General features: G+C 52.4%; 18 protein-coding genes, 1 tRNA gene and 1 rRNA gene. 4 read left to right on the forward strand and 16 right to left on the reverse strand.

Annotated features, from left to right (window positions below; genetic code table 11):
• Positions 1-291: 291 nt before the first annotated feature.
• Both CEE36_02470 and hutU read right to left on the reverse strand, forming a co-directional pair.
• Entirely contained in the window at positions 292-1383 is a 1092-nt protein-coding gene (locus tag CEE36_02470) for a hypothetical protein (GenBank protein TKJ44004.1), read from the reverse strand.
• A gap of 77 nt (positions 1384-1460) precedes the next feature.
• Positions 1461-3122 carry a urocanate hydratase gene (gene hutU, locus CEE36_02475; protein TKJ44005.1) on the reverse strand — a complete coding sequence of 554 codons (1662 nt, stop codon included), beginning with the start codon at positions 3120-3122 and terminating at the stop codon, positions 1461-1463.
• A gap of 473 nt (positions 3123-3595) precedes the next feature.
• Between hutU and CEE36_02480 the strand changes: the two genes are divergently transcribed.
• From CEE36_02480 to CEE36_02490, 3 genes are all read left to right on the forward strand, one after another.
• Positions 3596-3859, forward strand: a complete 264-nt coding sequence (locus CEE36_02480) for a hypothetical protein (GenBank protein TKJ44006.1) — start codon at positions 3596-3598, stop codon at positions 3857-3859.
• A 202-nt stretch (positions 3860-4061) separates the two neighbouring features.
• Positions 4062-5123, forward strand: a complete 1062-nt coding sequence (locus CEE36_02485) for a hypothetical protein (GenBank protein TKJ44007.1) — start codon at positions 4062-4064, stop codon at positions 5121-5123.
• Positions 5124-5147: 24 nt separating this feature from the next.
• Complete coding sequence (locus CEE36_02490) at positions 5148-5603, forward strand: hypothetical protein (GenBank protein ID TKJ44008.1); 456 nt, start codon at positions 5148-5150, stop codon at positions 5601-5603.
• 113 nt (positions 5604-5716) lie between these two features.
• Here the strand turns inward: CEE36_02490 and CEE36_02495 are convergent, their stop codons facing one another.
• Complete coding sequence (locus CEE36_02495) at positions 5717-5974, reverse strand: hypothetical protein (GenBank protein TKJ44009.1); 258 nt, start codon at positions 5972-5974, stop codon at positions 5717-5719.
• A gap of 287 nt (positions 5975-6261) precedes the next feature.
• Between CEE36_02495 and CEE36_02500 the strand changes: the two genes are divergently transcribed.
• The gene (locus CEE36_02500) at positions 6262-7041 is read left to right on the forward strand and encodes a methyltransferase type 11 (protein ID TKJ44010.1); all 780 of its coding nucleotides are present in this window, start codon (positions 6262-6264) and stop codon (positions 7039-7041) included.
• Positions 7042-7119: 78 nt separating this feature from the next.
• Here CEE36_02500 and CEE36_02505 read toward each other — a convergent pair whose 3' ends face one another.
• The 13 genes from CEE36_02505 to CEE36_02565 all read right to left on the reverse strand — a co-directional run bounded on the left by CEE36_02505 (position 7120) and on the right by CEE36_02565 (position 24578).
• The gene (locus CEE36_02505; protein ID TKJ44011.1) at positions 7120-8535 is read right to left on the reverse strand and encodes a hypothetical protein; all 1416 of its coding nucleotides are present in this window, start codon (positions 8533-8535) and stop codon (positions 7120-7122) included.
• On the reverse strand, positions 8528-10012 hold the full coding sequence (locus CEE36_02510) for a peptidase M16 (protein ID TKJ44012.1): 1485 nt from the start codon (positions 10010-10012) through the stop codon (positions 8528-8530). Before CEE36_02510 ends, CEE36_02505 begins: the two co-directional genes overlap by 8 nt.
• A 348-nt stretch (positions 10013-10360) precedes the next feature.
• Positions 10361-10948 carry a hypothetical protein gene (locus CEE36_02515; GenBank protein ID TKJ44013.1) on the reverse strand — a complete coding sequence of 196 codons (588 nt, stop codon included), beginning with the start codon at positions 10946-10948 and terminating at the stop codon, positions 10361-10363.
• 19 nt (positions 10949-10967) lie between these two features.
• Complete coding sequence (locus tag CEE36_02520; protein ID TKJ44014.1) at positions 10968-12197, reverse strand: hypothetical protein; 1230 nt, start codon at positions 12195-12197, stop codon at positions 10968-10970.
• Between the two features lie 211 nt (positions 12198-12408).
• A tRNA-Met gene (locus CEE36_02525) sits at positions 12409-12482 on the reverse strand.
• Positions 12483-12670: 188 nt separating this feature from the next.
• Positions 12671-14248, reverse strand: coding sequence for a hypothetical protein (locus CEE36_02530; protein TKJ44015.1), 1578 nt, complete (start codon positions 14246-14248; stop codon positions 12671-12673).
• Positions 14249-14342: 94 nt separating this feature from the next.
• A complete protein-coding gene (locus tag CEE36_02535; GenBank protein TKJ44016.1) occupies positions 14343-14915 on the reverse strand; it encodes a hypothetical protein in 573 nt (190 codons plus the stop codon).
• 244 nt (positions 14916-15159) lie between these two features.
• A 16S ribosomal RNA gene (locus CEE36_02540) occupies positions 15160-16729 on the reverse strand.
• A 527-nt stretch (positions 16730-17256) separates the two neighbouring features.
• Complete coding sequence (locus CEE36_02545) at positions 17257-17946, reverse strand: hypothetical protein (protein ID TKJ44017.1); 690 nt, start codon at positions 17944-17946, stop codon at positions 17257-17259.
• A gap of 378 nt (positions 17947-18324) precedes the next feature.
• Complete coding sequence (locus CEE36_02550; protein TKJ44018.1) at positions 18325-19473, reverse strand: hypothetical protein; 1149 nt, start codon at positions 19471-19473, stop codon at positions 18325-18327.
• A 357-nt stretch (positions 19474-19830) separates the two neighbouring features.
• Positions 19831-21789 (reverse strand): hypothetical protein, encoded by a 1959-nt coding sequence (locus CEE36_02555; GenBank protein TKJ44019.1) that lies wholly within the window; start codon positions 21787-21789, stop codon positions 19831-19833.
• Positions 21790-21886: 97 nt separating this feature from the next.
• Entirely contained in the window at positions 21887-23380 is a 1494-nt protein-coding gene (locus CEE36_02560) for a bifunctional phosphoribosylaminoimidazolecarboxamide formyltransferase/IMP cyclohydrolase (protein ID TKJ44020.1), read from the reverse strand.
• Between the two features lies 1 nt (position 23381).
• Positions 23382-24578: a phosphoglycerate mutase gene (locus CEE36_02565; protein TKJ44021.1), complete on the reverse strand. Its 1197-nt coding sequence runs from the start codon at positions 24576-24578 to the stop codon at positions 23382-23384.
• Positions 24579-25044: the final 466 nt, after the last annotated feature.

Here is a 25044-nt window from a genome sequence, read left to right on the forward strand (position 1 = left end):
GCCGAATTAAATGCTCCTTTTTATCTTTGAGCACTCAGTGCATTGAGATAAAAAGATCGCAGGGGGAACTAACCGCAGATTGAAACTCGTTTCACTAAAAGATGCTCCTTTTGTGCGTAGCACAAAAGATCGCAGTACCCTCTCCCTTTGGGAGAGGGTTAGGGTGAGGGGTGTCATTGCGAGGACTGAAGACCAAAGGGATGAAGGACGAAGCAATCTCTCCGATCTTTTTGCCGCAGGCAAAAAGGAGGATTAAAGCAGTTCGAAGGTGGGTACGTCCGCAACCGGATGCTAGGGTGCGTTAAATAGTCTTCCGAGAAGGTGTTGGATCAAAGCTATTACGAGTGGAAAGATTAAAGTACCTAATAAAAGGAACAACACGTTCGGTTTCCACGGCAGTATTCTCATCTTTTCGACTTCTCTGTAGTGTTCTCGTAATTGAGTTGTACGGGCATTAATAAGAAGAATTTGATTCGTATCTGTGGTTTTACGGAATTCAGTAAAGGACTTTTCGTATTCTTTGATCCATCCCGATAGATGGAACTCCCGAGTGCGTTTGAGAGTGTGAGCTAAAAATGCTGTTGGAATCGAAAAAGCTGATATTATGATTATTAAATAAATAGCTAAAGGCACAAAGAAAAAAGGTAGATTTGGAGCAATAGATCTAGGTATAATCTGTGCAAAAAAGGGAATAGCCAAGCTCATAGGAATAAGAAACGCAGCTGTAGTTACGCTAAGTCTATTGAAAAACCCGGTGCCTCCCAAACGATCGAAGTGTGTTGGGTTGATATTTGACGGTTCCAGCGATCTAATAATCAAACATTGCCTTGCAGTAGAAGTGGAAACAAGAGCTAAACCTAACCCAGCTAAGTATACTAAGAAGGCACCGACAGCTACCACTATTAGGTAACTTGGTGACCACATATTTGGCACACGGAATATTTGTTGAGCAGCGTCAAACAGTTTGAACGCATAATATAGCTGAAGAAAAGCACCAAGTGATTGGATTGATATTTTCAATATTTTAGTTAGCTTGTTGAACTTAGATATTAAATCCTCGGGAGCTTCTTCACTTTGCCCAAGAAAAGCTGAGAGGTCCGAAAAGAACCTTGGCAAGACTTTCGTTTCATATCTCCATGTTAAATACGGTAGTATAGCTGGCATAAAGAACCCCAAGAAACCAGGGAATAATATGTTAAAGCCGCGAGAGAAGAAAGTGCCCCAATAACCTGTAAGAGAGAAAACTAAAAGGACAAGTCCGCTTGGTAGAAGGTGAAAGAATATAAGCGATGTGAATACTGGTGGGAGCTTTCTCTTTTTCCAGAAATTTATGAATCTAGTAACCCACGAGTAACGGTAGGACGTAGGGATTTTCTTCTTCATGGCCGTAAAGTATATTTATAAGACGTGTTATGTCAAGAACAGGTAGGGCGGCTGACGCCGCCCTTTCATCGTTTTAATTACTTCATCGGTATCTTAACACCCTTCTCTTTAGCCACCTTCTTGGCGATGTCATACCCGGCATCCGCATGCCTGGCAACACCTATGCCAGGGTCGTTCGTCAGCACGCGCTCTATTCTTTTGGCCATTTGCGCGGTGCCGTCGGCCACGGTTACCTGTCCGGCATGAATCGAAAGCCCCATGCCAACGCCGCCGCCGTGGTGCACGCTTACCCACGAAGCGCCCGACGCGGTGTTCAGCAGAGCGTTAAGGATCGGCCAGTCGGCAATGGCGTCCGAGCCGTCCAACATAGCCTCGGTCTCCCGGTTGGGCGATGCCACCGAACCGGTGTCAAGGTGGTCGCGGCCCATCACAATGGGGGCAGTCAACTTGCCGCTCTTGACCATCTTGTTGATCTCAAGGCCAAAGCGGTCGCGCTCGCCGTAGCCCAGCCAGCAGATGCGGCAGGGCAGACCCTGGAACGGCACCTTCTTCTGCGCCATGCGAATCCAGCGGTGCAGAGCCTCATCCTCGGGGAACAGCTTCAGCACCTTCTCGTCGGTGGCGTAGATGTCAGACTTCTTTCCCGAAAGCGCGGCCCAGCGGAACGGTCCCTTGCCCCGGCAGAACAGCGGTCGGATATACAGGGGTACGAACCCCTTGATGTCGAACGCGTTGGCGACGCCTGCTTTCTTGGCCTGACCCCGGATGTTGTTGCCGTAGTCGAACGCCACCGCGCCCGAGCGCTGCATGGCAAGCATCGCCTCCATCTGACGCGCCATGGACTCGAAGCTCTTTTTAATATACGTATCCGGGTCCTTCTTGCGCAGCCGCAGCGCCTCCTTGAACGTCATCCTGCCGGGCACGTAGCCCGAAAGCTCGTCGTGGGCCGAGGTCTGGTCAGTAAGAACGTCGGGGATGATGCCGCGCTTCACCAGTAATGGGTGGATGTCCGACGCGTTACCCACCAGTCCTACGGACAAGGCTTGGCCTTGCTCTCTCGCCTCATCAACCCATTTCAGGGCTTCGTCAAGCTTCGTGGTCATGCGATCGCAGAAGCCCTGATCAACACGCCGCTTGATGCGCGCCGGGTCAACCTCAACGTCCAGGCAGCAGCCGTCGTTCATGGTCACGGCCAGGGGCTGGGCGCCGCTCATACCGCCCATGCCCGCGGTCAGGACCAGCTTCCCCTTAAGGCTTACGCCGAAGTGCTGGCGGGCCAGTTCTGCCAGGGTCTCATAGGTGCCCTGGATGATGCCCTGGGTGCCGATGTAAATCCACGAGCCCGCGGTCATCTGGCCGTACATGATAAGCCCCAGCGCCTCCAGGCGGCGGAACTCGTCCCAGTTGGCCCAGTTGGGCACGAGAAGCGAGTTGGCGATTAAGACGCGCGGCGCGTAGGGATGGGTGCGGAACACCCCCACCGGCTTGCCCGACTGAACTAGTAGGGTTTCATCGTTTTCCATCGATTTCAGCGATTTCACGATCGCCGCAAACGCAGGCCAGTTGCGGGCGGCCTTGCCGGTGCCGCCGTAGACAATTAAATTTTTCGGGTCCTCGGCCACGTCCGGGTCGAGGTTGTTACAAAGCATGCGCAGTGCGGCCTCCTGGTGCCATCCCTTGCAGCGTAACTTACTGCCCCTTGGGGACTTAAGCGGCTTGTACTTAAACTCTTTTGCCATAATTTCCTCCGTAATTTCAGGCGTTTTGACGTATACTACTCAAATCTGACGCGCAGGTCAAGGCAAATAAAGCTGGTCAAAAGATGGACAGAAGCTACCCAAAAGATGGACAAGAACGCGACTTCGTCGCAATTTACTCCGCAAGCGTCGTCCTTCGGTCAAATATCAAATATCAAAATGCAAAGTCAAGGGGCTGACAGCTATCAGCCGTGAGCTGTAAGCTGTTTGCCGTGAGCTCCTAGGGGGGTTAACAGCTGACGGCGAATCGTATGGGTCCCCGGACGGCCGCGCAGTCTTTTTTCTATCCGCAGATTACGCAGATGACACAGATGGCTGAGGGGCGACTTCGTAGCAAACGGTGTGGGGTCTCCGGACGGATGCGAAGCAGATTTGTGGGGTGAAAAAAAGGGGTTGACAAGGGGTAGCTTTAAGCCTATTATTGTGCGAAATTATGACGTTTACGAGGAGGAAAGATGGCAACCGTTGTAGTTTTTGGGATTGAGGTTGACGAAAGATGCGCTGAGTACTTACAACTAGTGGTGAAATATGCGCGATCAGGAGACTCTGACGCGAGACAAGTCCGTCGTCGTGCACTTAAGAATCTTGGCCGTAATCACTGTCGACGAGCATTAATCTATCTTATTGACCGTTATGCTAAATCTGGTGATTCTGATGAACGAGAAGTTAGAAGCATGGCTTTCGAGTACTTGGAGATGATTGATGAGGGTGAACTTTAACTAGAAAGGCTGTCCCGCGCGGAGCCTTTACCGGCTTGTATTGAAACTTCTTTTGAGCCATAATTGCCTCCAAATCTTTGCGTTTTCAATTTTGAAGGATGATATTCAGATGTGAAGACAGGTCAAGTTTGTGCTATGAGATGGTAGAAGGGGTTGACAGGAGGAAGAGATTTATTAAAGTTAATTTATATTGGAGGTTACATTGGGTGATGACGATAGGTTGTACTTCATAAGGAATATGGAGGTATTCGAAGAGAAGGGAGAAGATCTAGAATATTGGGTAACGGAATACGAAGTTGAAGTGGATTCCTTTTTTGGGAGTTTATGTGAATACGGACCCTATCAGTTAGTTCAGTGGGATACCAGCATAGATGCAAAGGGGAGAAAGAGAAGTCTGTGTCTTATCGTAAAAGAAGCGGTTTTTCCTGATGGAAGCAAGGGTTTCAAGACAGCGCACAAAAAAGGGTTCTATCACGGCGGTGGCATAACTCAGGAATTGATTGCACTTGCTTCTCTTTATTTTAGAAAAAGACTCAAACTATTGGGTATGGTTCGTCAGAATGATAAGCCACTTCGCATCAAACTACCGAAACAAAGAATTGATGAAGCGTTGATTTCAGGAGAGAGTCATTTGTTTAAGTTGCGGGAGTGGTTGGAGAAGATCAGAAAATTAGAACCTACTTATCATCAGAGTTATATGTTTGCTGTCAATTTATATTGCCAAGCTCTAAATATTATTGAAGATCGCCCCGATGTAGCTTATCTCAATTTGATATCAACTATTGAGACATTGTGTCAGGATACTGATGTAGGGGAAGTTAAGCTCTCCGATGTGGATTCGGAACTAGCCAAGATGGTTGGTGAAATAAAGGATGAGGATTTAAGGAATCGGCTTGAGAAAGCTATTTGTGAAAAGGAAGGTCTTATTCGAAGAAAATTCGTCAAATTCATTTTAGATCATGTAGAAGGTAACTTCTGGGGGGTATCCAATAGTTATAAAGATGGGGACGTAAGACCTGACGAACTTGAGGATTTACTTAACAAGATCTACAAACAGCGTTCAAGAACCTTACACAACGGGGAACCGTTTCCACCGTACATATTCTCATCGCCTCAGTTTGGAGCCGATATCCCTATGGGGGAGTGGACAGTTGTGGGCGAGAGAAAATGGTTTAAGGAAGATTACATCCCTAATCCTCATTTCTTTGAGCGTCTTGTAAATCATGTTCTTAAAGTTTTTGTTGAAAGACACCAAGTAAAATAATTAGCCATACCGAAAGGAGGAAACATGAATCTGACTCCATTGGCGGTTATACTTTCTTTAGCTGTTATCGCTTCGAGTGTCGTCTCAGTGTTGACTTTCCTTTTTGGAGTATTGCCCCAACGCAGAGTCTCTAAACTAGATGCTGTCATTAAGTATTTCCAACAAGGGGAGACCGTAGAAGCAAAGGGGTACAGGAAAAGGATATACCATTCAGAGCCAGACAGAGTAGACGTCGAGGCAGCTTCAATGGTAATAGGGTTTTTTCATTTCTGGGGATTAATGGTTAAGAGGAAACTTTTACCTATCTGGGTTTTCGATTCGATTTCTGGATACCGAGTGGTTCAACTTTACGGAAAACTTGAGAAACACATCTCGAACGAACGGAAAAAAGCAGCAGAGTATGCGGAGCACTTTGTGTGGCTTGCTGAGGAGATCAAGAGGAGATTTAATATCGAAGTTCAACGTCCCCAATCTCCTTGACTCCCTTCCCCTTAATCCCCCTTTAGTTCCCCCTTACAGAAGGGGGACAATCCCCGCCCCCTTACCCCCTCCACCAGGGGAGGGGGATGTATTGTAATGAAACTTCTCCCATCTTATTCCTCTTCATCCTTCAATTTATAGAGGTTCGAGTATCCTCGTCCCAGTTTCTCGGCTGGCAGGCGCTCCACGAGTCCCAAGGCGCAAAGTTTTGCCAGGGCGCGGCGGATGGTCTTGACCGAGACCTTCTCTTTTGTTTCCTTGCGTATGTCTTTTATCGTTAAAACGTCCCAGCTGTACTCAAATGAATCCAGCACGAGCCTTTGCGAGGATGTTAGTGCCTGGGGAAACTGGTCAGGTGATAGAGATGTCATAGCTAAGTTTAGCGGTGTTCGTGACGAACGCCATTGAAACCTGAGGAATGCTAAATGCTCCTTTTTGCCCTTCGGCCAAAAAGATCGCACCCAGGGCTGGCTTGACATATTCGATCACCTCGCCATAATCACACCATGCGTTACGATCCTTTCACCCCACGGATTCACTTCGTGACTCCGCGGGGACCCCGACCCGTAACACACCTTTCTATGTGGTCTCTTGATCTTTGTTCGAACCGGGTAAATCGTTTTAAAATGACAAGGATTTGTATTGAGGTAGTAGGTTTATGAAATACGACCCCACGAAAGCCGAGATATGGGACAAGTTCTGGGCACAGAGAATGGACCTTGACGTCTATCCGCCGGTTACCGACATCGCGTCCGAGATCGCGGAAGTTGTGCCCGACGTGCGCGGCTGGCGGATAATTGAGATCGGCGCTGGCACTGGCCGAACCTCGATCGAGCTTGCCCGGCGCGGCGCAGATGTAACCATTCTCGACATCTCCCCACAGAGCCTTGAGCTGGCTAAACGCTTCGCGCAAAAAGCCGATCCTGCCACACGCAAGCGCCTGCACTACGTACTGGCCGACGGGCTTGATCCGCCGTTCGAGCCGGAAAGCTTCGACCTTCTGTTTCACCAGGGACTTCTGGAGCACTTCCGCAACCCGTTCCTTCTTTTGGAAGCCAACCGTCGGATTATCAAGAAAGGGGGACTGATTGTTGTTGACGTGCCCCAGACCTTCCATGTCTATACCATCCTCAAACACATCCAGATGCTATTCGGAGGCTGGTTTGCGGGCTGGGAGCGGCAGTTCACGCCTGCGTCCTTAACCAGGATTCTCAAACGAACAGGATTCGAATCCATCCACGCCTACGGCGACTGGGCCAGGCCCTCGCTGGTTTACAGAGTCCTCCGCGGCATCCTGAAAAGAATGGGTATCAGGCTCCCAATGTATCCTCGCATCTCAACCGATTCGGCTTTTTCAAGTCTTGCCGAGCGACTGCGCCGCAAAAGGCTCTTTCTTTGGACGGTGCTTTCCTTTGGGGTGATAGGGCGCAAGGTGTGAGTTTAACCACAATCCTATCTGTGCACTTGAGTTAATTCCGTGATCCCGGCGCGGGCGTGAACCGGATGCGTGGGGTGTCTAGTATACTTCCAGATCGATTATTGTAACCTCACCCAGCTCGGAGAGCGAGCCGTCGAACGCGGTGGAATCGCCAAGGATAACTATGATCAGATCATCAGGCTTGATGAACCCGGCTGCAAAGCTGTTTACATCCTCGCGGGTAAGGGGTTCGATCCGCTCGGGCATGTGGTCCCAGAAATCAATCGGATACTGGTGCGCGGCATAGTTCATGCGATCACGGAGCACCTGCTCGGGCTCGGCGTAGTGCGCAGGGAACGAAGCAAGCCAGCTTTGCTTAGCAAGTTCAAGTTCCCTTTGAGTAATTCCTTCGGTGCGCAAATCTTCCATAACCCCAAGCATCAACCGTGTGGCCTGGAGTGTGCTCTCCGACTTGGTCAAACAGACCGTACCAAAAATCCCCGGCTCTTCAAAGTCGCTGGATACGTGACCTGAGACCACATAGGCAAGCCCGTGCTCCACGCGTATTGCTTTGCGCAGCCGCGCGTACCAGCTGCCGCCGTAGACCTCGGAGAACAAACGCGACGCAGCGTAGTTCGGATCGTCCCGCAGCAGGCCCTTATGTGACATATATATCCCACTCTGCACCGAACCAGGCCACGGAACAAGGTAGACCCCAGGGGAGGCGGGATCTGTGTATAAGGGAGCCTCCTCCGGTAGTTCCACCTCAGGCTCATGCCAGTCGCCCAGACAGCGCTCAAGCTCATCAAGCATAACCTTTGGATCGAAATCACCTGACACGCCTATCATGGTTAAGGAGGGACGGTAGCAGGTCTGATGGAATTTCGTAAGGCTCTCAAGGTCTATACGATCAAGCGTGGCAGGCGTTGTCTCACGAGCCGAAGGACTGTCCTTGCCGTAGCAGAGTTTATAGGCTACCCTTGCAGTGACGGCTATAGGCTCCAGGTTTCGGGCTTGGTAAGAGGTAAGTCGCTGATTTTTGTTGATCTCAAGCTGCTGGCTTGGAAGCATCGGCTCGCGGATCGCACCCACCACAAGCGGAAGCAGATATGGGATATGTTCGGAGAGAAGATGCAGGGTGAATGAGGCCTGCTTGGGGCCGGCGGATCCCCTGAAGGAGGCGCCGAAACGCTCCAGGCTGTCCTGAAACACTCGCTTGGGAACCGCCTTACTTCCGCCCTCCGCCACGAGATCGGCAAGTATATCGGCCAATCCTGCCTGCTCTGCATCAACCCGGCGTTCACCCGCATCTATTCTAAACACGACATCTACCAGCGGGAACTCGTGATCCTGGATAAAGAAGACCTCTATCCCGTTGGATAGGGTGAAGCGCTCAACCTGGGGAGGTATAAACCCCAGGCGCGCAGGGAACTCCATCGTGCGCGGGTCTTTAAGTTTTGCGGCCGAAAGCAAGGAGAGGAGAGATAAGATAAGTGGAACGATTTTTCTAGTCATTTGCCACCTCCATTAGTCCAACCGATCTTTTATCGGGATCAATATAGCGCTCAGCAGCATCCATCAAATCCTGTGGAGTGATCTTTTCAGCCCTTTCAGGTATCCTGAATATATCCTGCCATCCTGTGTTGCCCTGATCACCCTGTGCCAGCATATAGCCCATCCCCAGGTTCGAGGAGAGGTAGGTGTAAATCCTGACCTTCCAACGGGCGCGCGCCGCGTCAAGCTCTTCCTCTGTTATGGGGTTCTCCTTCAACTCAGCCAGTTCCCCAAGCACCGCCTGCTCGAGCTCGGCTGCAGTCACTGTCTCTATGGGAGTACCTGAAAAGCCGAGTTGTCCAGCATAGAGCATGGTAGTGTGTCCGGCACGAACTGAGGAAGCGAGCTTGCGCTCCTCAACCAACGCGCGGTATAGCCGCGAGGTGCGACCTTGCCCGAGCACACTTGCCAGTAAATCAAGGGCAAGTTCGTCTTCATGACCTTCGGAAACTGTAGGAAATCCCATATATAGGCGAGGCTGACGACCTATCTGCATCTGGACACGTCTCACTCCCGGTTGTTCGGGTTCCTTTGTTATAAGCTCTGGTGGGTTCGGTCTCTTGGGGATCCTGCCGAAGTATTTATCAATCAATGGGATGATCTCTTCTGCATTTACGTCACCCACGATGGCAGCAGTCATGTGTTGCGGAACGTAATAGGTCTCGTAGAACGCTCGCACGTCTTTGCGGGAAAGGTTTTCCATATCGCTGAGATGTCCGATGATCGGATGACCGTAGGGATGAGCCTTGTATGAAACGCTGCGGAACTCCTCATAGAAGAGACCTCTGGGGCTGTTATCGGTGCGCATACGGCGCTCCTCGAGGATAACGTCGCGCTCGGAGTAGAACTCGCGGAACACCGGGTTGGCCATACGGTCGGATTCCATGGCGCACCAGAGCTCGAAACGGTTGGATGGCAAGGTGATTATGTAGGTGGTGTAATCGTAGCCGGTTGATGCGTTGAAACGTGTGGCACCGTTGCGGTCGTATATCTCCGAGAGCTCGCCCTGCACGATGTAGGATGACGCCCGCTCCTGCCTTTGCTTGAACTCGGCGTAAAGCGTCTCAAGGACCTCGGAATCAGCGCCTTCCTGCTCGGCTTTGTGATAGGCCTTGAAGGCGGCATCGAGCTCCTCTAAAGCCTTGCGCTCGGCCTTGTAGTTCGTGGTGCCGATCCTCTGGGTGCCTTTGAATGCCAGATGTTCAAGGAAGTGGGCAAGGCCGGTCTTGTTGGTGACCTCGTTAACCGCCCCTGCCTTAACCGCAATCACCATACTCACGAGCGGCGCCTCGTGACGCTCAAAGATCAAAAACCGCATCCCGTTGGCAAGTTGGTGTTCGACCACGCGCTCCTCAATCTCGGCGTAGGTGCCTGAAACACCTATAATGGGAATCGATCCTGCGAAGATCGCAAAAAGAATCTTTGGTAACCTTCTCATTGATATCTCCTTTTTACCATAATAATAATCAGGTTTCGGAGATTGTAAAGCCTTTGATCTTCCTCAAAAATAATCCGGTAGGGTCACGGCATGCCGTGCCCCTACGATACCTCGCAAGGATCCACTGCCGTTTCTTAAGACAAAAGGCCCTCACTTGAGGGCCTTAAAATAGCGGGGGCTCGCGACTTGTTGTATCAAATACCCCAGAGGGTGAGTCTTAGGGTGAGATTGAGGTAAAAATTAGAGGGTGGAGGCCGAGATATTTCACTATTATAAGCGGCCGTGATAGTCCTCCTTCTTGATGCCGTTGTTAGCTTTTAATTTTTGTAGAATTCACCTACCTCACCGTCAATCAGTCCTACTTTCATTTGACACCCGTAACACCGTAACACCCCCCAGCCAGAGGTCCACGCCAAGGCCTACACCTATCAGGTGGTAGAGGCTACAGAACCTCCGGTACTCGCCCTGAACGCCAATGGTCAGCGTAGGGGTCGCTCTCAGGCCAACCCCGATACGCCCGTTCAAAACCAGATTGGATGCCGCCGATGATGGCGCGCCGTTCAGGAAGGCGTAGAAATAGCCGGCTCCGCCTGAAAGGTACGCTTCAAACCGCCTCCAGAATGTCAGGCGCAGCTCTGCAGTTGGCTCAGCCGAAATCACAGAGAGCGACCCAAGATTCCCCAGATCATCATGTTGCAGCCGTCCCAGGTGATAGTTAACTGCCAGACCCGCAGAAAGAGGCGTAAAGAATGGGAACGCGTAGCTCCCGCTCACCGCTGCACCTGCGCCAGGCTGGAACAGATTCGGATCAGGTGGCAGAGGAATGTCGGCTTCGGGTTTGATTGAAACTAAAACCGAGCGGTATTGCTCCTGAGCTGTAGCTAATCCAGGAGCAAAAACACCGAGCAGTAAAGCTACCAAAGCAATTCTTTTCATGTTGGACTCCACCTGCCCGTCACTGGCTAGGCAGGGATTTGATGAACTTGCCCACCACATTGTTGATCGCCCCTTCGTATTTCCATCCTGCCCCAGCTGGCAGATCGTACAACGGATCAGCGGTAGTAACGATAATCATGTCGAGCTCGTCCAGCAGGATAATATAATTCCCGCCATGACCGGCCGCGTAGTCGAAATGATGATCGCCTGCCCTGGCGGACCACCACTGGTAACCGTACCCGATATCGCGAAAGATTCCGTATCTGCTGGTTATCCACCCTCCTATTATGATATCCTCCGAGTACCTTTGCAGTGATTGGCTGACCCAGTCGGCAGAGACGATCTGGTTCCCCTCGTATTCACCGTCGCCCAGATATAGGAGGCCGAACTTGGCCATATCACGAGCCGTAACGTAGATTTCCATGCTGCCGAAGTTGTAGTTATCTGCATCGGCGGTCCAATCGCCCACCTCCGCGTTAATCGGCGAGAAAAGATGCTCCTGACCGTATGACATGAGATCCGTAGTACACGCTCGTGCCACAATGACCCCCAGGAGATGGGACGTCAGATTGCTGTAATTGAACTCGGTTCCCGGATCGCTCGTGAGAGGAAAATCAACGATGTGGGGCAGCCAGTGCCAGTTGTCGCTGAAAAAGAGAATATCAAAATAGGGAGGCGTGCGCTCCTCATCGGGATATCCGGCGCGCATCTGCAACAGGTCCCGGATCGTGATCTGCTCCTTCCTCGGATCAGTTATTTGTTCGGCGAACTCCGGGAAGAAATCCATCATCTTCTGATCCACGCTTTCGAGATAGCCTTGATCCAGCGCAATCCCGACCAATGCCGATGTAAAACTCTTCGTCGCCGATTGCCGGCCGGACAACTGATCAACCGACCCTTCATTGAAGTACCCTTCAGCTATCAGATAGCCGTTCTTAATAACCAGCAGCCCATAGAGGGTCTCCAATTTGGCCGCATTGAAATACAGCTGGGCCACAAGCATCGAATCCAGCCCCTGCTCTTCGGGCGTCGACACCTTCCAGTCATCACCGGGCAGCGGCGTGTAATCAACCACATCGAGTTTCCACGTTGTGCATCCACATCCCACCAGACTTGCCAAGATTAGGATCACGCTGGTGAATAAGAGGAAAGAATGCTGACGCCTCTTAGAGCGGGACAAGGGGCAGCGCACGATATGTTCCGGCAGGTCCAGCCTCAGCGTGTCGTTGTCTTTGCGCGTAGCGTACATAATGTCAGTCCTCCTTTCATGCGGGGTCCCACATCGCGAATCGGAGAGGGGGAACCCGATATTTTTCCGGCAGGCTAACGCCTTGTTGAGCGTAGGCCTTTACTGTAAAGCATTCAGGCTATCTTGTCAACCCTAAAAAATGCGTACGGATTCCACGGGTACTAACCTTATCCTTATAACAAAAAAAGGCCCCTCGGGGGGCCTTTTTAAGTAGCGGGGGCTGGATTTGAACCAGCGACCTTGAGGTTATGAGCCTCACGAGCTACCAGACTGCTCCACCCCGCAGTAAGCGGATAGTCTACTCAGAGAATTGATGTTGTCAAGTTTTGGGCTAAACAAAGAGAAAGTAGGGGCCGGTCTCAGCGTGCCCCCTTCGGGCATTAGACCGGCCCGGATATTATTAGCGGGCCGACTTAAAAGTCGGCCCCTACGACTTAATGAATTTCAGATGTCAAGCCACCCCTACGGGAACTTCACCGTAGCAGCACAACCTTCTGCGCCCGGACCGCTCCCTGAGTTTCAGGCACGATGAAGTAAACGCCGGGTGAGAAACCATCACCCCATTCAACCGTGCCGCCCGTCAGGGTTGAGTGCAGCTCGTCAACCTTCTGCCCGGCGGCGTTGAAGACGGAAGCGTGAAAGCCCTGAGGGCTGTCAGCATACCTCAGCACAATCTGACGTCCGACCGACATTGTGATCTGCCAGTGTGTTACGGGTGTTACGGGTACAGGCGGCTGCTCCGCTACCCCTACCCCCATGTCCCAGTCGGTGATCATGGCAAAGGCCTCGAAGATGGTGTCGGTGTTAAGACGCGAATACACCCACACGAGGCGATCATCGCAGCAGGCCACCGCAGGAGGCTGAGTGCGAGGATAGTTGTTGATAATGCTATTGATAGTATCCGCTCCCAACGGCGGGGTGTACTCAAACAGGTTAGTCCAGCGTATCGGCTCGTTGTTTTGTATATATCCCAGTATCCCTCCATCATGCTCCCAGGTACGCAGTTTTTCATCAGGATAGTCATAGTGGGTTCTTATGTGCGTGTAGGCAAAGCTGTCGTTAGGCGAAACAGCCGTAGAATACCAGCCTTCTGGACCGCCATGGGCAAGCCGCAAGGAATCTATCCATATCAGCCAGCGTATGGGATGGCGCGTCAGGCCACGATCGCTGAACACCCGACCCGCAGGATGCGAAGGTTCAGGGTAGCCAGTCCTACAATCTATCCAGAACACCACGAAACGGTCGTTATCAAGCCAATAGACTTCAGGCCTGTCGCCGTTGTAGAGCTCCCCACCGTCATCCACACGATGCCCCATCGGCTCCCAGGGCAGGATAGGCTCATCCTCGGCATCAAACACCTGGAACCTGGGATAACCTTCCCCGCTCTTGTGACCTTCATGCCAGGTTACCACCAGGTCGCCGGCATCGCTCAGCGCCACACAAGGATAGTGGGAGCAGACACGATCAGGGAGATCGCCGTGAACCCTGAAGGGGTCACCCTGTGGACCGCCCTCGAAAGAATAACGTCTGGCGCAAAGCAGCCCTCCCGTATCCCAGGTCCAGGCTATGGCAAACTCGCCCTGGTTGCTAAGACTCAACCCAACCGCTCTGTTGGAGGTGCTGATATATCCCTGATGGTCTGTCTGAGGGGAACCCAGAGGATTGCCGCTGCTTTCAAAAAGTTGTAAACGTAAAAGCACCTCATTAGTAGGAACCAGCTCAGGATTTTCTGTCCAGATCAGGACGGTGTTGCCTGCCGAATCCATGTCAAGATGGGAACCGCAGATCCGGTTGGTGTCCACAGCCTTGGTTATCTTGTAGGCTTCGGTTGAGGGGTCGCCGTCCGGGTCAAAGAAACGTATATATAGGTCCCCCTGCTCATACGAAGTTATCCATGGGTGGTCTATCCATGCTACGGCAAAACGCCCATCAGAGGCCATTGCTGTGCGAAGGCACCCCTGATGATGACCAGGCTCAGCCTCGGCTATGCGGAAGGGTTCAACAAGCGTCCCAGCGCATAGGGTTAAAGCTAAAAGGCTTATATTAAGCATTACTGCCTCCTTTTGTCTCAGTATAAGCGGTTCTCCGGCAATGTCAAGGCCAGAAGAGGAGGGGGCAAGCCCCTCCTCTAATCGTTCAGGTTACTTACTCTTCGTAGTATATCCGGTCGCCTGCACTGCCGCCTTTTCCTCCTGTAATGCCCCAGGGGACACTGTAGCTTACAATCCAGTGTGCGCTATAGGTAGGCGTAGCAGGCGGACATGGACACATAGTGTAGTCGAAGTAGTCGTTAGGGGCACGTGTATTCCAGGTGCCTACGACGGTGAAGGTATCAATCTTTGGGGGGTTTGGGGGCGGCTGGGGGATTATGCGAATCGCATTACCTGACCATTCAGCTTCATCGACTTGCTTTTGGCCTTCTTGACCTGTGTCTTTCGAGCCGCTGGGCGTAGTCACCCAAAGCTTGATGGTGTAGCCAGTCCTGGTGCAGGTGAAAATGCCAGGGGTTACAGTGTTGATGTAAAACGAATCGACGGAACCAAAGGTGCGGTCCTCAAGTATGCCTTCACCTGACACATAGTCATAGGTGTCGCCAAGGTAGATGAGGTATCCTGAGTTAAACCAACCGTCCCAGGCTTCCCAATAGCCGTAAGCGCTGGTGGCGGCCACGAGCATCACCGCAACCGCGGCGATGAGGAGTAGTTTTTTGTTGCGCATCTCGTACCTCCTTTAGATTTGCGGGGGGGCTTTATTGTCCTCCCTGTATGAATTTATTATAGGTGCTAGGGGGGGTATGTCAAGGTGGTTTTGATTAATTAGGCTAAATAGTATCACTAAGTAAGGTTAACCAGCGGCAGTATCGCTGTAAGCGAAAAGGAGCAAAAAAAGACCCCCTCCACGCGGGAGGGGGTCAAGGAATTCCATCCAGTTGCCCTGGTGAGCCTGTCGCATTGTTCTACAATCCGTAGAAAGGAGGTGATCCAGCCGCACGTTCCCGTACGGCTACCTTGTTACGACTTCGCCCCAGTTACCGAGTTCACCCTCAACACAGGTCCTCACGAGGTTAGACTCCGCGTCTTCAGGCGCCCACGACTTCCATGGCGTGACGGGCGGTGTGTACAAGCCCCGAGAACGCATTCACCACAGCATTGCTGATCTGCGATTACTAGCGATTCCACCTTCATGCAGGCGAGTTGCAGCCTGCAATCCGAACCATGGCCGCTTTTACGGGATTAGCTCCACTTCGCAGTGTGGCAACCCTCTGTAACGGCCACTGTATGACGCGTGTAGCCCTGGGCATAAAGGCCACGATGACTTGACGTCGTCCCCACCTTCCTCCCGGTTGACCCGGGCAGTCCCGATAGAGTGCCCAGCATAACCTGATGGCAACTATCGGCAGGGGTTGCGCTCGTTGCGGGACTTAACCCAACACCTCACGGCACGAGCTGACGACAGCCGTGCAGCACCTGTGTACGCTCCGGGGAAAACCCCGGTCCTTCACCTTTCGGATCCGTACCACGTACATGTCAAGCCCAGGTAAGGTTCTTCGCGTAGCAACGAATTAAACCGCATCATCCACCGCTTGTGCGGGGCCCCGTCAATTCCTTTGAGTTTTAGCCTTGCGGCCGTAGTCCCCAGGCGGTACACTTAATGCGTTAGCTCCGGCACTGACTGATGCCAATACCTAGTGTACATCGTTTACGGCTAGGACTACCCGGGTATCTAATCCGGTTTGCTACCCTAGCTTTCGTACATCAGCGTCAGGAACATCCCAGAGAGCTGCCTTCGCCATCGGCCTTCCTCCTGATATCCACGCATTTTACCGCTACACCAGGAGTTCCGCTCTCCTCTTCTGTCCTCTAGACCGGCAGTATCGACCGCAGTTTCCGGGTTGAGCCCGGAGATTTCACAGCAGACTTACCAATCCGCCTACGCACCCTTTACGCCCAGTGAATCCGGGCAACGCTTGCACCCTACGTATTACCGCGGCTGCTGGCACGTAGTTAGCCGGTGCTTTCTTCCGGGATACCGTCAAAGCGCATACGTATTGGGTATACGCCCCATCGTCTCCCGGGACAGCGGTTTACATCCCGAAGGACTTCATCCCGCACGCGGCGTCGCTGCGTCAGGCTTGCGCCCATTGCGCAATTTTCTAGACTGCTGCCTCCCGTAGGAGTCGGGCCCGTGTCGCAGTGCCCGTGTGGCCGATCACCCTCTCAGGCCGGCTACCCGTCTGTGCCTTGGTGAGCCGTTACCTCACCAACAAGCTGATAGGCCAGGAGCTCATCCCAGAGTGGTAGCTTGCAAGCAGAGGCCACCTTTCCTCCTCTGCACTATGTACAGTGGAGCGTATGGGGAATTAGCCCCGATTTCTCGAAGTTGTTCCCCGCTCCAGGGTAGATTACCCCAGTATTACTCACCCGTTCGCCACTAACCTTCCCTACGTATTGCTACACAAGGAAGGTCCGTACGACTTGCATGTCTAAGACACGCCGCCAGCGTTAGCCCTGAGCCAGGATCAAACCCTCCAAGCAATTAAATTCTTGAAGGTTGATGCGCCAAAACTCATTAGGGGCTGGAGGAGTTCCAAATTTCCCAAAGAGCTAAGAGAGGAAAGTATAACCTCCCTCTCTCTCTTGTCAAGTCCTTTGTTGTTTAAAGAACAATCCTAAACCTGTAATTATCCTCTTTCAGTTTGATTATAGGGATATGGATAGGTTTGTCAAGTGGATATACCCCAACCAAACACTTTGTGTTTGGCTTGGGACCCCGAATTAAATGCTCCTTTTGACCAAGGGTCAAAAGATCGCAGGAAGTTTTATCTGGAGTGCATCAACCGTGTTGATGCGGCAATGACACGGTCATTGCACTCCATAGGTTTTCCTCCCCCTCCCTGGTGGACTCAGCGTGCCCCTGTCGGGTGCTCTAGTCCGTTCAATAATATCGGCACAGGCTGGAGAGCCTGTGCTACATACCTTCAATATCTCCCCTTGATGGGGCAGTGTGCCCCTTGGGATACTGCGTATCCCATAGGGTAGAGGATAGAGGTGAGGGTGCCTCAGCCCTTGGGCCTGTAAACCACGCTAACGCCCAGGGTGGTTGTGTGGAAACGGGTTGGCTCGCTGTAAAGATTGGAATAACTCGCGGCTTTGTAGGGGATTATTTCGGGCCTTATGCGCCAGTCTCCGGCCCCGACATCAAGCGTCAAACCCAGACCTCCATATAGATTTAAAAATTGCATCTCCTGCGCGCCTTCCCATTGTATCTGTCGGATGTAGTAGGAAATAATCCCTTTACACGAGACAACTGCTCGCAGCCACGGGGCGATCTTGTATCCCAAAGCTAAGGTAGGATAACCGTCCAGTATATAAAAGCAGGTTAGCGAGCTATCCGGCGGTAGGGGCTTAGTGTAGTGCAGATAACCGAAGCCCAATGAGCCGGTGAGCTCGACACGTCCGGCTTCAAAACCGCCGCACGCATCCAACACCATCGCATGGGGTGAAGAGTATTTGATACCGAGTTCCATATGGGGTAGAACTCCTATGCGAAACAGGAGATCAAATGTGCGTACGTCGTAGCCTCCGGCGTTTGGGCACCACATAAAGAAGTTTGAGGTTCCGAAGCCGATCTCGCCCTTGCCTGGTGCGAGCAGTTCTGTTGAGGAGTAGTTGGTGTAGGTAGGGACAGTGTACCACCCGAAGTCAATGAGCCTTGGCTCGGCCCCAAGAGACAGGGTGAAAGAAATCATGAGCAAGACAAAAGACGTTCGGTTCACAAGCGAGTTTATCACAAATATAGGGGGAAGTCAAGACGTCGAAAAGTTGACGTTGCGATCGGGGGGCACCCTCTTCAGGTGTTTTTAATATGTAGCACAGGGTGGAGAGCCTGTGCTACATACCTTCAATATCTCCCCCTTGACGGGGCAGTGTGCCCCTTGGGATACGCAGTATCCCATAGGGTAGAGGATAAAGGTGGAAGTGATTCACCCTCCCCTTAATCCCCTCCCGTCGAGGGAGGGGTAACTCGGGGTGCACCTCCAGAATCTCCCCCTTGATGGGGGAGGTTTACCTATATTCCCCCTCCCTGGTGGAGGGGGACGACGCTTGCGTCGGGGGGAGGGGAATTATTATTCCGGCTTGATGATTATTGTCTGGACGGTATCAACGCGCGACTGGTATATTGTATCTACACGTGAAGCGTCAGGCGGTGGTCTGAGTGATTCCGGCGTGATAAACAATAGCGCGATTGTTATCGCAAACCACACAGCAAAAGCTCCGATAGCCACCCAGAAGCCTCTCTTTAAGTTCTCCCTTCGATCGTCCCTCCCAAAGATCATGGACAAAAGGATGATGATACCTGTAGTCACAATCGCCAGCCCGGCCAGGGCTACGGGTATGCTTGCCCCGCCCATCCGCACCGCCGTTGGAACGATGGTCACAATAAACGCAATTATCGCCGCGAAGATTCCGATGATTTGTACGAAATTGCGCGTCATGCGTTGCTCGTTGTCTTTGGCAATTTCGACTTTTTTGTCAAGCTCTTCAGTTTCTTTTTTTACTTTCTCAAAACGGCTTTCAAGTGGTTTAATTACTTCTTTCTCGAGTTGCGCTTGCGCTAACTTGTTTTGGGCTTGCGCTTTATAATTTAAGCCTTTTGAAGTCAGATCCCAGTTTAACGCACCCAATTTTTCAAGAACACTCCCGATCAGATATAATTTTCCGACATCTTTCTCACCCCAACCTAAACCATCAAGCCACATAAAACATTGTTTATATCTATCATCGGCTTCATAAGTGGCCCTGATTTGCTCCGAGCCTATACCATTAAGTATTTTAAGTAGCAATAAATCGGCGGCTTCAGGTTCGTCTGCTTTTTCCTTAGACAAATACCAAGCATTAAATAGGATTAGTAATTTTTTATGGGTTGTATCTGCATAATCAAAGTAATGAGAGAGTGAACGTGTGCAAATTTCCACGAGCCTTGAACAAGTTACTCTCTCAAGTGAGCGAAACGAAACGGTTTTCATTTTTACATTGTGGATATCTTGTTCCTTCAAATAATCGTCACAGGCTTTTGCTTTTGCGTCTTCGCAATTCAGGTTTTCAAAAGTTATTCTTTCGAATAGATTTTTTAGGGTTTCAAGTATTGCTTTCTCGTTTTTACTTTCATGCAAAATCTCTGCGGATTGATCCAACGCAGAAACTAACCAAGGTTGGAGACGATCAGGTATTACAAACAAATCTTCTTCAACCTTTTTGCTCTTACCGGTCTTCATCATTCCTCCTACGGCACATATTACGCCGGGGGTGCGGGAAAGTCAATAGATGGAGGACACCCTCTCCAGGGTGTCCGGACAGGCTGGAGAGCCTGTCCTACACGCTCATCATTCCTCCTTGCGGACATGTTATATGTTAGAACAAAAAAAGTCAAGGGCTTATCCCCTCCCCCTTCATCCCCCTCCACCAGGGAGGGGGACATTACGAACAACGTGATAACAACATATTACCTCCCCCTCGACGGGGCAGTGTGCCCCTTGGGATACTGCGTATCCCATAGGGTAGAGGATAAAGGTGGGGGTGAAATATCCACCCCACAAAATCGCTCCGCGCTTTCGCTGGGACCCCGGAAAACCTTACTTTCCAGCAAGCACCAGTCGGTTTCTTCCGCCGGTTTTGGCCGCATACAGAGCTGAGTCGGCGGCGCGGATTAAATCCTCGCGCGTGCGTGCGTCTTTGGAGTAGATGGCTCCACCTACGCTTGCCGTAACCTGGATGGTTCCCTCAGGGATGCGAACCATGGCACGGCGGATAGCGGCCAGTATCTCCTCTCCCCTGCCGATCATCTGCCGGGAGGGGATGTTGGGAATAATGAGCGCGAACTCCTCGCCCCCATAACGGGCAGCAATGCCTTTATCCTTGATAACCTCGGCTATTTTGGCAAGCACCATATCACCCACCGGATGACCGTAGGTATCGTTGATGCGCTTGAAGTGGTCTATGTCTATTATGAACACCGCCACCGTGCCTGATTTCTTGAGACACTCGATAAGTTCTTCTTGGAACGCACGGTGATTGAGAAGTCCGGTGAGACCGTCCAGGCGAGCAAGGCGAGCAAGCTCCTCGTGGTAGCGCACGCGCAGGAACGCGGCGGAAAGCAATGCGGCGGTAAACCCCAGTATCTTACCCTCACGTCCGCTGTAGGCGTCAGCCTCTTGTTTCTCCAGCCAGAGCACCCCGTGGGTCTTTTCGTCCTCTTCAAAACCGATGCCCAGGAAGGTTTTGTTAACGGCAGGCTTCTCACCAGGCCCAAGCCGGTAGAGGCCGGGCTTTGTCATGTCGCGCTGCTTTAAGAAACCTTTGTGCTTGGCGGTCATGGCCACCAGGCTGCGTTCCGGATCGAACCGAAACCCTTTATCAAATCCGTTCGTTCCTTCGTATCGCAGAACCTTTGCACCCTCCTTCTCACGCAGGCGTGCAAAACCTATGGCGTCCGGCGCAAAAAGGTCACGCACCAGTTCAAAGCTTCGGTCTATGAGTCCTTCCTCAGATAGACCGGTTAAGAGGTTACCTGCAAGTTCGTAGAGGCCGGAGAATCTAAGTGCCTCGCGGTGGCGCTCCTCGTAGGCGCGAGCAATCTGGATATCCCTTGCCAGAAGCGAACCCAGCCGAACAAGAAACGTCTGATCATACTCCGTAAACATTCGCCTAGCGTCGGCCACAAGGATGCCGTAGTTTGTCTCCCCGCTTTTGATGGGTACGGTGAGAAGCGAGTTAACCTCAACCTTGCCAGTGTAGTAGCCGAGCCTGTCCATATCAGCACCCAGATCGCTAAGCAACGAGGGCTTTTGCTCACGCGCAAGGTAGCCGATCAATCCCTCACCTAGCTCAAAGGAGACGTCATCCTTGATGCGATCGCTGTGCGAGCGTGCCGCGACAAGGTGCAACCGATTCCCACTGATCAGGAAAAGGGCCGCGGTGTGAACGTTCAGGGTCTCGAACCCCAGATTGACGAATCCCTTGTAGAGGATGTCGGCGTCAACGGAGTAGGTCTTCTCTTTGAGTGCTGCAAGACGCTGGGAGCGAGGGCTTACCAAAGGATCAAGCCAATGGTACTTGGCGCGCTCCCGATCAAGGCTCAGCTCAAGAGCCTGTCTGTGTCTCTCTTCACGACGCAGGAAGAGATAGGCTAAAGCGGCAAAGCCGACAAAAGCAGCCAGAGGGCCGAAGGGGAACGATGTATCCTCGAGGTGGAAGAGCGCTGAGCCCGCCTCGAGTGTAACTATTGCTCCAACCGCAAAGAAGTAACGCCAGGAGCTGGTGCGAAGGCCTTCTACGAAAAGCAAAAGGAAGTAGAAGAAAAAGAGCTGGGAGCCGCTACCTCCGGTAAGCTGAACAGCCGCGTTTGTTGCGGCGAGAGAGGCAATAAAGAGCCATAGGTTACGGGATAGGAGAAGCACGAGTGCAGCAGCTACAGGTAATGCTATAAGATAGAGGGGGTTTACTTGTAGCAGGAGTTGACCCGTAAAGCTGAAGTAGGCGTATGCAAGGAACGGCAGAAATGTAAGCAGTTTAAGGATATTGCGTCCGCCCATCGCCCTAGCACTCCTCAGACACTCTTGATAACATTTTTAGCGTGTGCAGATGTCTGAAGGTGTGATAGATAGTCGAAGCCCACGCGTTGCAAGCCTCCTACCAGTGTGCGAAGTGGCGCACTCCGGTAAAGACCATAACCAGGTTCTCGGCGTCTGCTGCTGCGATAACCTCCTGGTCGCGCATGGCCCCGCCCGGCTGGATGACCGCGGTGACGCCGGAGCCTTTGAGTTCCTGGATGGAGTCAGCAAAGGGAAAGAGCCCGTCCGAGGCGCAGACCCGGACACCTTCATACTTCTGCTCTGCGGCCAGTCGCAGGGCTCGGCGCGCAGAATCCACCCGGTTGGGCAGACCGCCACCTATACCAAGACTCACATCCTTGCCCGTGATCACCACCGAGTTGGACCGGGTGTGCTTTGTCACCTTCCAGGCGAAGAGGAGTGCGGCCTTCTCCTCATCTGTGGGTGTACGTTTCGTGACCACCTTCCACTGCTCTGAGGTTTCAATCCGGGTATCACGATCCTGAACAAGAACCCCGCCGAGGGTGGAGCGGATTGTTACCTCAGGCATCTTACCGGAGTATTGAACGAGACGAAGTTTGCGCTTCTTGGCAAAGAGCGGCATAAGTTCTTCGGGGACGTGGGAAGCGGCCATCACCTCGACGAACTTGCCCGAAAGGAACTTTACGACCCCCTCAGTCAAAGGTCGGTTAAGGGCGATTACCCCGCCCCAGGCCGAAAGCGAATCGGCGTTGTAGGCTCTGGCGAACGTCTCGGCATAATCCTCTCCCTGGCGTTGCTCAGCCACCCCGCATGGGTTGGCGTGCTTGGTTATCACTGCCGCCGGACGCTCGAACTCCTGAACGGTAAGGATCGCCGCTTCAAGATCCATAAGGTTGTTGTAGGAGATGGGATGCCCAAGAAGTTCTTTGAACTTGAGATCTGCAAGGGGGTAGCGGTAGTAGATACCTTTCTGATGAGGGTTCTCTCCGTATTTGAGCTCCATCGGATCATTGGCATATAGCCCTACCGCCCAGTGGGTAGAGGCGATCCCTACGGATGAGGATTCGGAAAGATAGGATGTCACTGCGGCATCGTAGATAGCGGTGCGCTGGAAAGCTGCCCGTGCAAAGCGAGCGCGCAGTTCAGCTGAGGTCTCAGTATTGGTCTTTATCTCTGAAATCAACTCATCGTACTGGTCAGGTGAGGAGACGACGGTGACGTAGGCAAAGTTCTTGGCAGCGCCGCGAAGCAGGGTTACCCCGCCGATGTCTATAAACTCAATCATCTCCTCGAGGCTTAAGCTCTCCTTCATCTTCTGCTCGAATGGATAGAGGTTGACCACCACGATCTGGATACCCGCGGGCCTGCCGAGGATATCGGTGTAAAGTTTTGTGTGCAGGGTCTTGACGCGGCCGTCCTGGGTCTGGGTAAAGCCTGTGTAATCCGAGATCTCTATCACCCCGATCCCGGCACGCTCAAGGAAGGCGGCCGTGCCTGAGGTGGAAAGTATCTCGTAGCCGGAATCAACCAGCACCCGTGCCAGCTTATCAATACCGGTCTTGTCCGACACTGATATCAAGGCTTTCTTCATGTTAAGCTCCAAACTTTTTCAAACGCCTGGCATGGGCCAAGAGAATGGGCATCACGTCCAGGCTGTTAAAGTGTCCTAGAACCCCACGCGCACAGCACCGTTCAGAAAATCCCGACTCTCCTTCTGTGCGGGCAGTCTGGGGGGCATAAAGCAGGAAAGGGTTGGGGTGCCAGGAGTGACTCTCAAGCATCGCCGGGGTGGAGTGGTCAGAGGTGATGGCAACCACGTCGAAGTTCAGCTTCAAGAGCCTCGGCAAGAGCCCATCGAAACGCTCTATAAGCTGGACCTTCTTTTCGAAGTTGCCGTCTTCACCGGCGGCGTCTATCTCCTTGAAGTGCACGAAGAAGTAGTCGAACCCCTTCCGATTCTTGCTGAGTGTGGAGAGTTCCTCCTCCCATGTTGATCCTGTCTCAAGGACTTGCATGCCGACAAGCCGGGCAAGCCCCCGATACATGGGATAGGTCGCAATTGCCCCGGCCGCAAGACCGAACCGCTCAGGGAAGGGTATAAGATCAGGAAGCGACGCAAAGCCACGCAAAAGTAGGCTGTTAGCGCGTTCCTCGGTCTGCAGCATCTCCTGAGCCTGGATAATGAAACGGTTGACTATCCGTGCGGTTTTACCCGCGTCACTGGCCAGTGGTTTTATAACCGCCGGAGGGCTGCCTTCCTTTTGAGGATCGGACTCTGAGAGCTCGTGGCTTAGGCCTTCGCCGTCGAGGACAAGCACAAACCGGTGTCCCTTGCCCGGCCGGATATGGATCTTTACGTCCTCTATCTCGCTGATCTCAGCACTCAACCGCTTGCAGATGCGTTTATTCTCCTGGGTGGAGATGCGCCCTGCCCTGCGGTCAATGATAACCCCGTCCTTTATGGCGGCAAAGTTGCCGCGAGCTGCCACGTCGCCGCGCTTTAAGGGGTAGTCTATCCCCAGCGCCTCAAGCACCCCGCGACCGATCTCGTACTCCAACGGATCGTAGCCGAAAAGCGCCAGGTGCGCCGGACCTGAACCCGGTGTGATACCGGCATCAACCGGGGTGGTGAGACCCAGTGAGCTTTTGGCAGCCAAGGCGTCGAGATTCGGCGTCTTAGCGATCTCAAGCTCGGTCTTGCCGTTACGCTGTAGTCCTCCAAGCCCGTCCGCAACCAAAAGAAGGATCTTTGTTTCTCCAGGAACAACTAAATCACTCAAGAATTCCATCGGGCCTCCATTTGGAAGCCATATTATAAAGGAAATCGGACGAACGTCAACGCCTCGAGCACTTGACTTTCTCATCTCTTCCTAATAGGCTCGGTTATGAAACCAACCTTCTTTATCTCCTCACTGCTCTTTGTGACCGCCTCGCTTTGGGCACAGCCGCACTTTACGCGGCCAAAACCGGCGGAAGAAACAGGTTGGTGCTCGCTAGTAAGTAAGAATTATTCCAATACCTATTGTCTGGACAGCATGTAGTGCGAACCTTTAGGTTCGCTTGATGTTGAACTGAGTGGGGCTTTGGTCAAAAGGAGGTATGTAGCACAGGCTCTCCAGCCTGTGCCGATATTATTGAACGGACTAGAGCACCCGACAGGGGCACGCTGTCCACCAGGGAAGGGGATTAAGGGGAAGGTGAAGTTTTGTCTATGAGATTGCTTCGCTCCCTTCGGTCGCTCGCAATGACGGAGTG

It is taken from the genome of candidate division TA06 bacterium B3_TA06, assembly GCA_005223075.1.
Classification (GTDB): Bacteria; Hydrothermota; Tepidihabitantia; order B3-TA06; family B3-TA06; genus B3-TA06.

Excerpts from the sequence above, each read along its gene's own strand:
- CEE36_02560 (TKJ44020.1), bottom strand. The coding sequence starts at position 23,380 with ATGAAGAAAGCCTTGATATCAGTGTCGGACAAGACCGGTATTGATAAG.
- CEE36_02505 (TKJ44011.1), bottom strand. The coding sequence starts at position 8,535 with ATGACTAGAAAAATCGTTCCACTTATCTTATCTCTCCTCTCCTTGCTT.
- CEE36_02545 (TKJ44017.1), bottom strand. The coding sequence starts at position 17,946 with ATGATTTCTTTCACCCTGTCTCTTGGGGCCGAGCCAAGGCTCATTGAC.
- CEE36_02520 (TKJ44014.1), bottom strand. The coding sequence starts at position 12,197 with ATGTACGCTACGCGCAAAGACAACGACACGCTGAGGCTGGACCTGCCG.
- CEE36_02565 (TKJ44021.1), bottom strand. The coding sequence starts at position 24,578 with ATGGAATTCTTGAGTGATTTAGTTGTTCCTGGAGAAACAAAGATCCTT.
- CEE36_02550 (TKJ44018.1), bottom strand. The coding sequence starts at position 19,473 with ATGAAGACCGGTAAGAGCAAAAAGGTTGAAGAAGATTTGTTTGTAATA.
- CEE36_02555 (TKJ44019.1), bottom strand. The coding sequence starts at position 21,789 with ATGGGCGGACGCAATATCCTTAAACTGCTTACATTTCTGCCGTTCCTT.
- CEE36_02535 (TKJ44016.1), bottom strand. The coding sequence starts at position 14,915 with ATGCGCAACAAAAAACTACTCCTCATCGCCGCGGTTGCGGTGATGCTC.
- CEE36_02500 (TKJ44010.1), top strand. The coding sequence starts at position 6,262 with ATGAAATACGACCCCACGAAAGCCGAGATATGGGACAAGTTCTGGGCA.
- CEE36_02480 (TKJ44006.1), top strand. The coding sequence starts at position 3,596 with ATGGCAACCGTTGTAGTTTTTGGGATTGAGGTTGACGAAAGATGCGCT.
- CEE36_02470 (TKJ44004.1), bottom strand. The coding sequence starts at position 1,383 with ATGAAGAAGAAAATCCCTACGTCCTACCGTTACTCGTGGGTTACTAGA.
- CEE36_02530 (TKJ44015.1), bottom strand. The coding sequence starts at position 14,248 with ATGCTTAATATAAGCCTTTTAGCTTTAACCCTATGCGCTGGGACGCTT.
- CEE36_02510 (TKJ44012.1), bottom strand. The coding sequence starts at position 10,012 with ATGAGAAGGTTACCAAAGATTCTTTTTGCGATCTTCGCAGGATCGATT.
- hutU (TKJ44005.1), bottom strand. The coding sequence starts at position 3,122 with ATGGCAAAAGAGTTTAAGTACAAGCCGCTTAAGTCCCCAAGGGGCAGT.
- CEE36_02490 (TKJ44008.1), top strand. The coding sequence starts at position 5,148 with ATGAATCTGACTCCATTGGCGGTTATACTTTCTTTAGCTGTTATCGCT.
- CEE36_02495 (TKJ44009.1), bottom strand. The coding sequence starts at position 5,974 with ATGACATCTCTATCACCTGACCAGTTTCCCCAGGCACTAACATCCTCG.
- CEE36_02515 (TKJ44013.1), bottom strand. The coding sequence starts at position 10,948 with ATGAAAAGAATTGCTTTGGTAGCTTTACTGCTCGGTGTTTTTGCTCCT.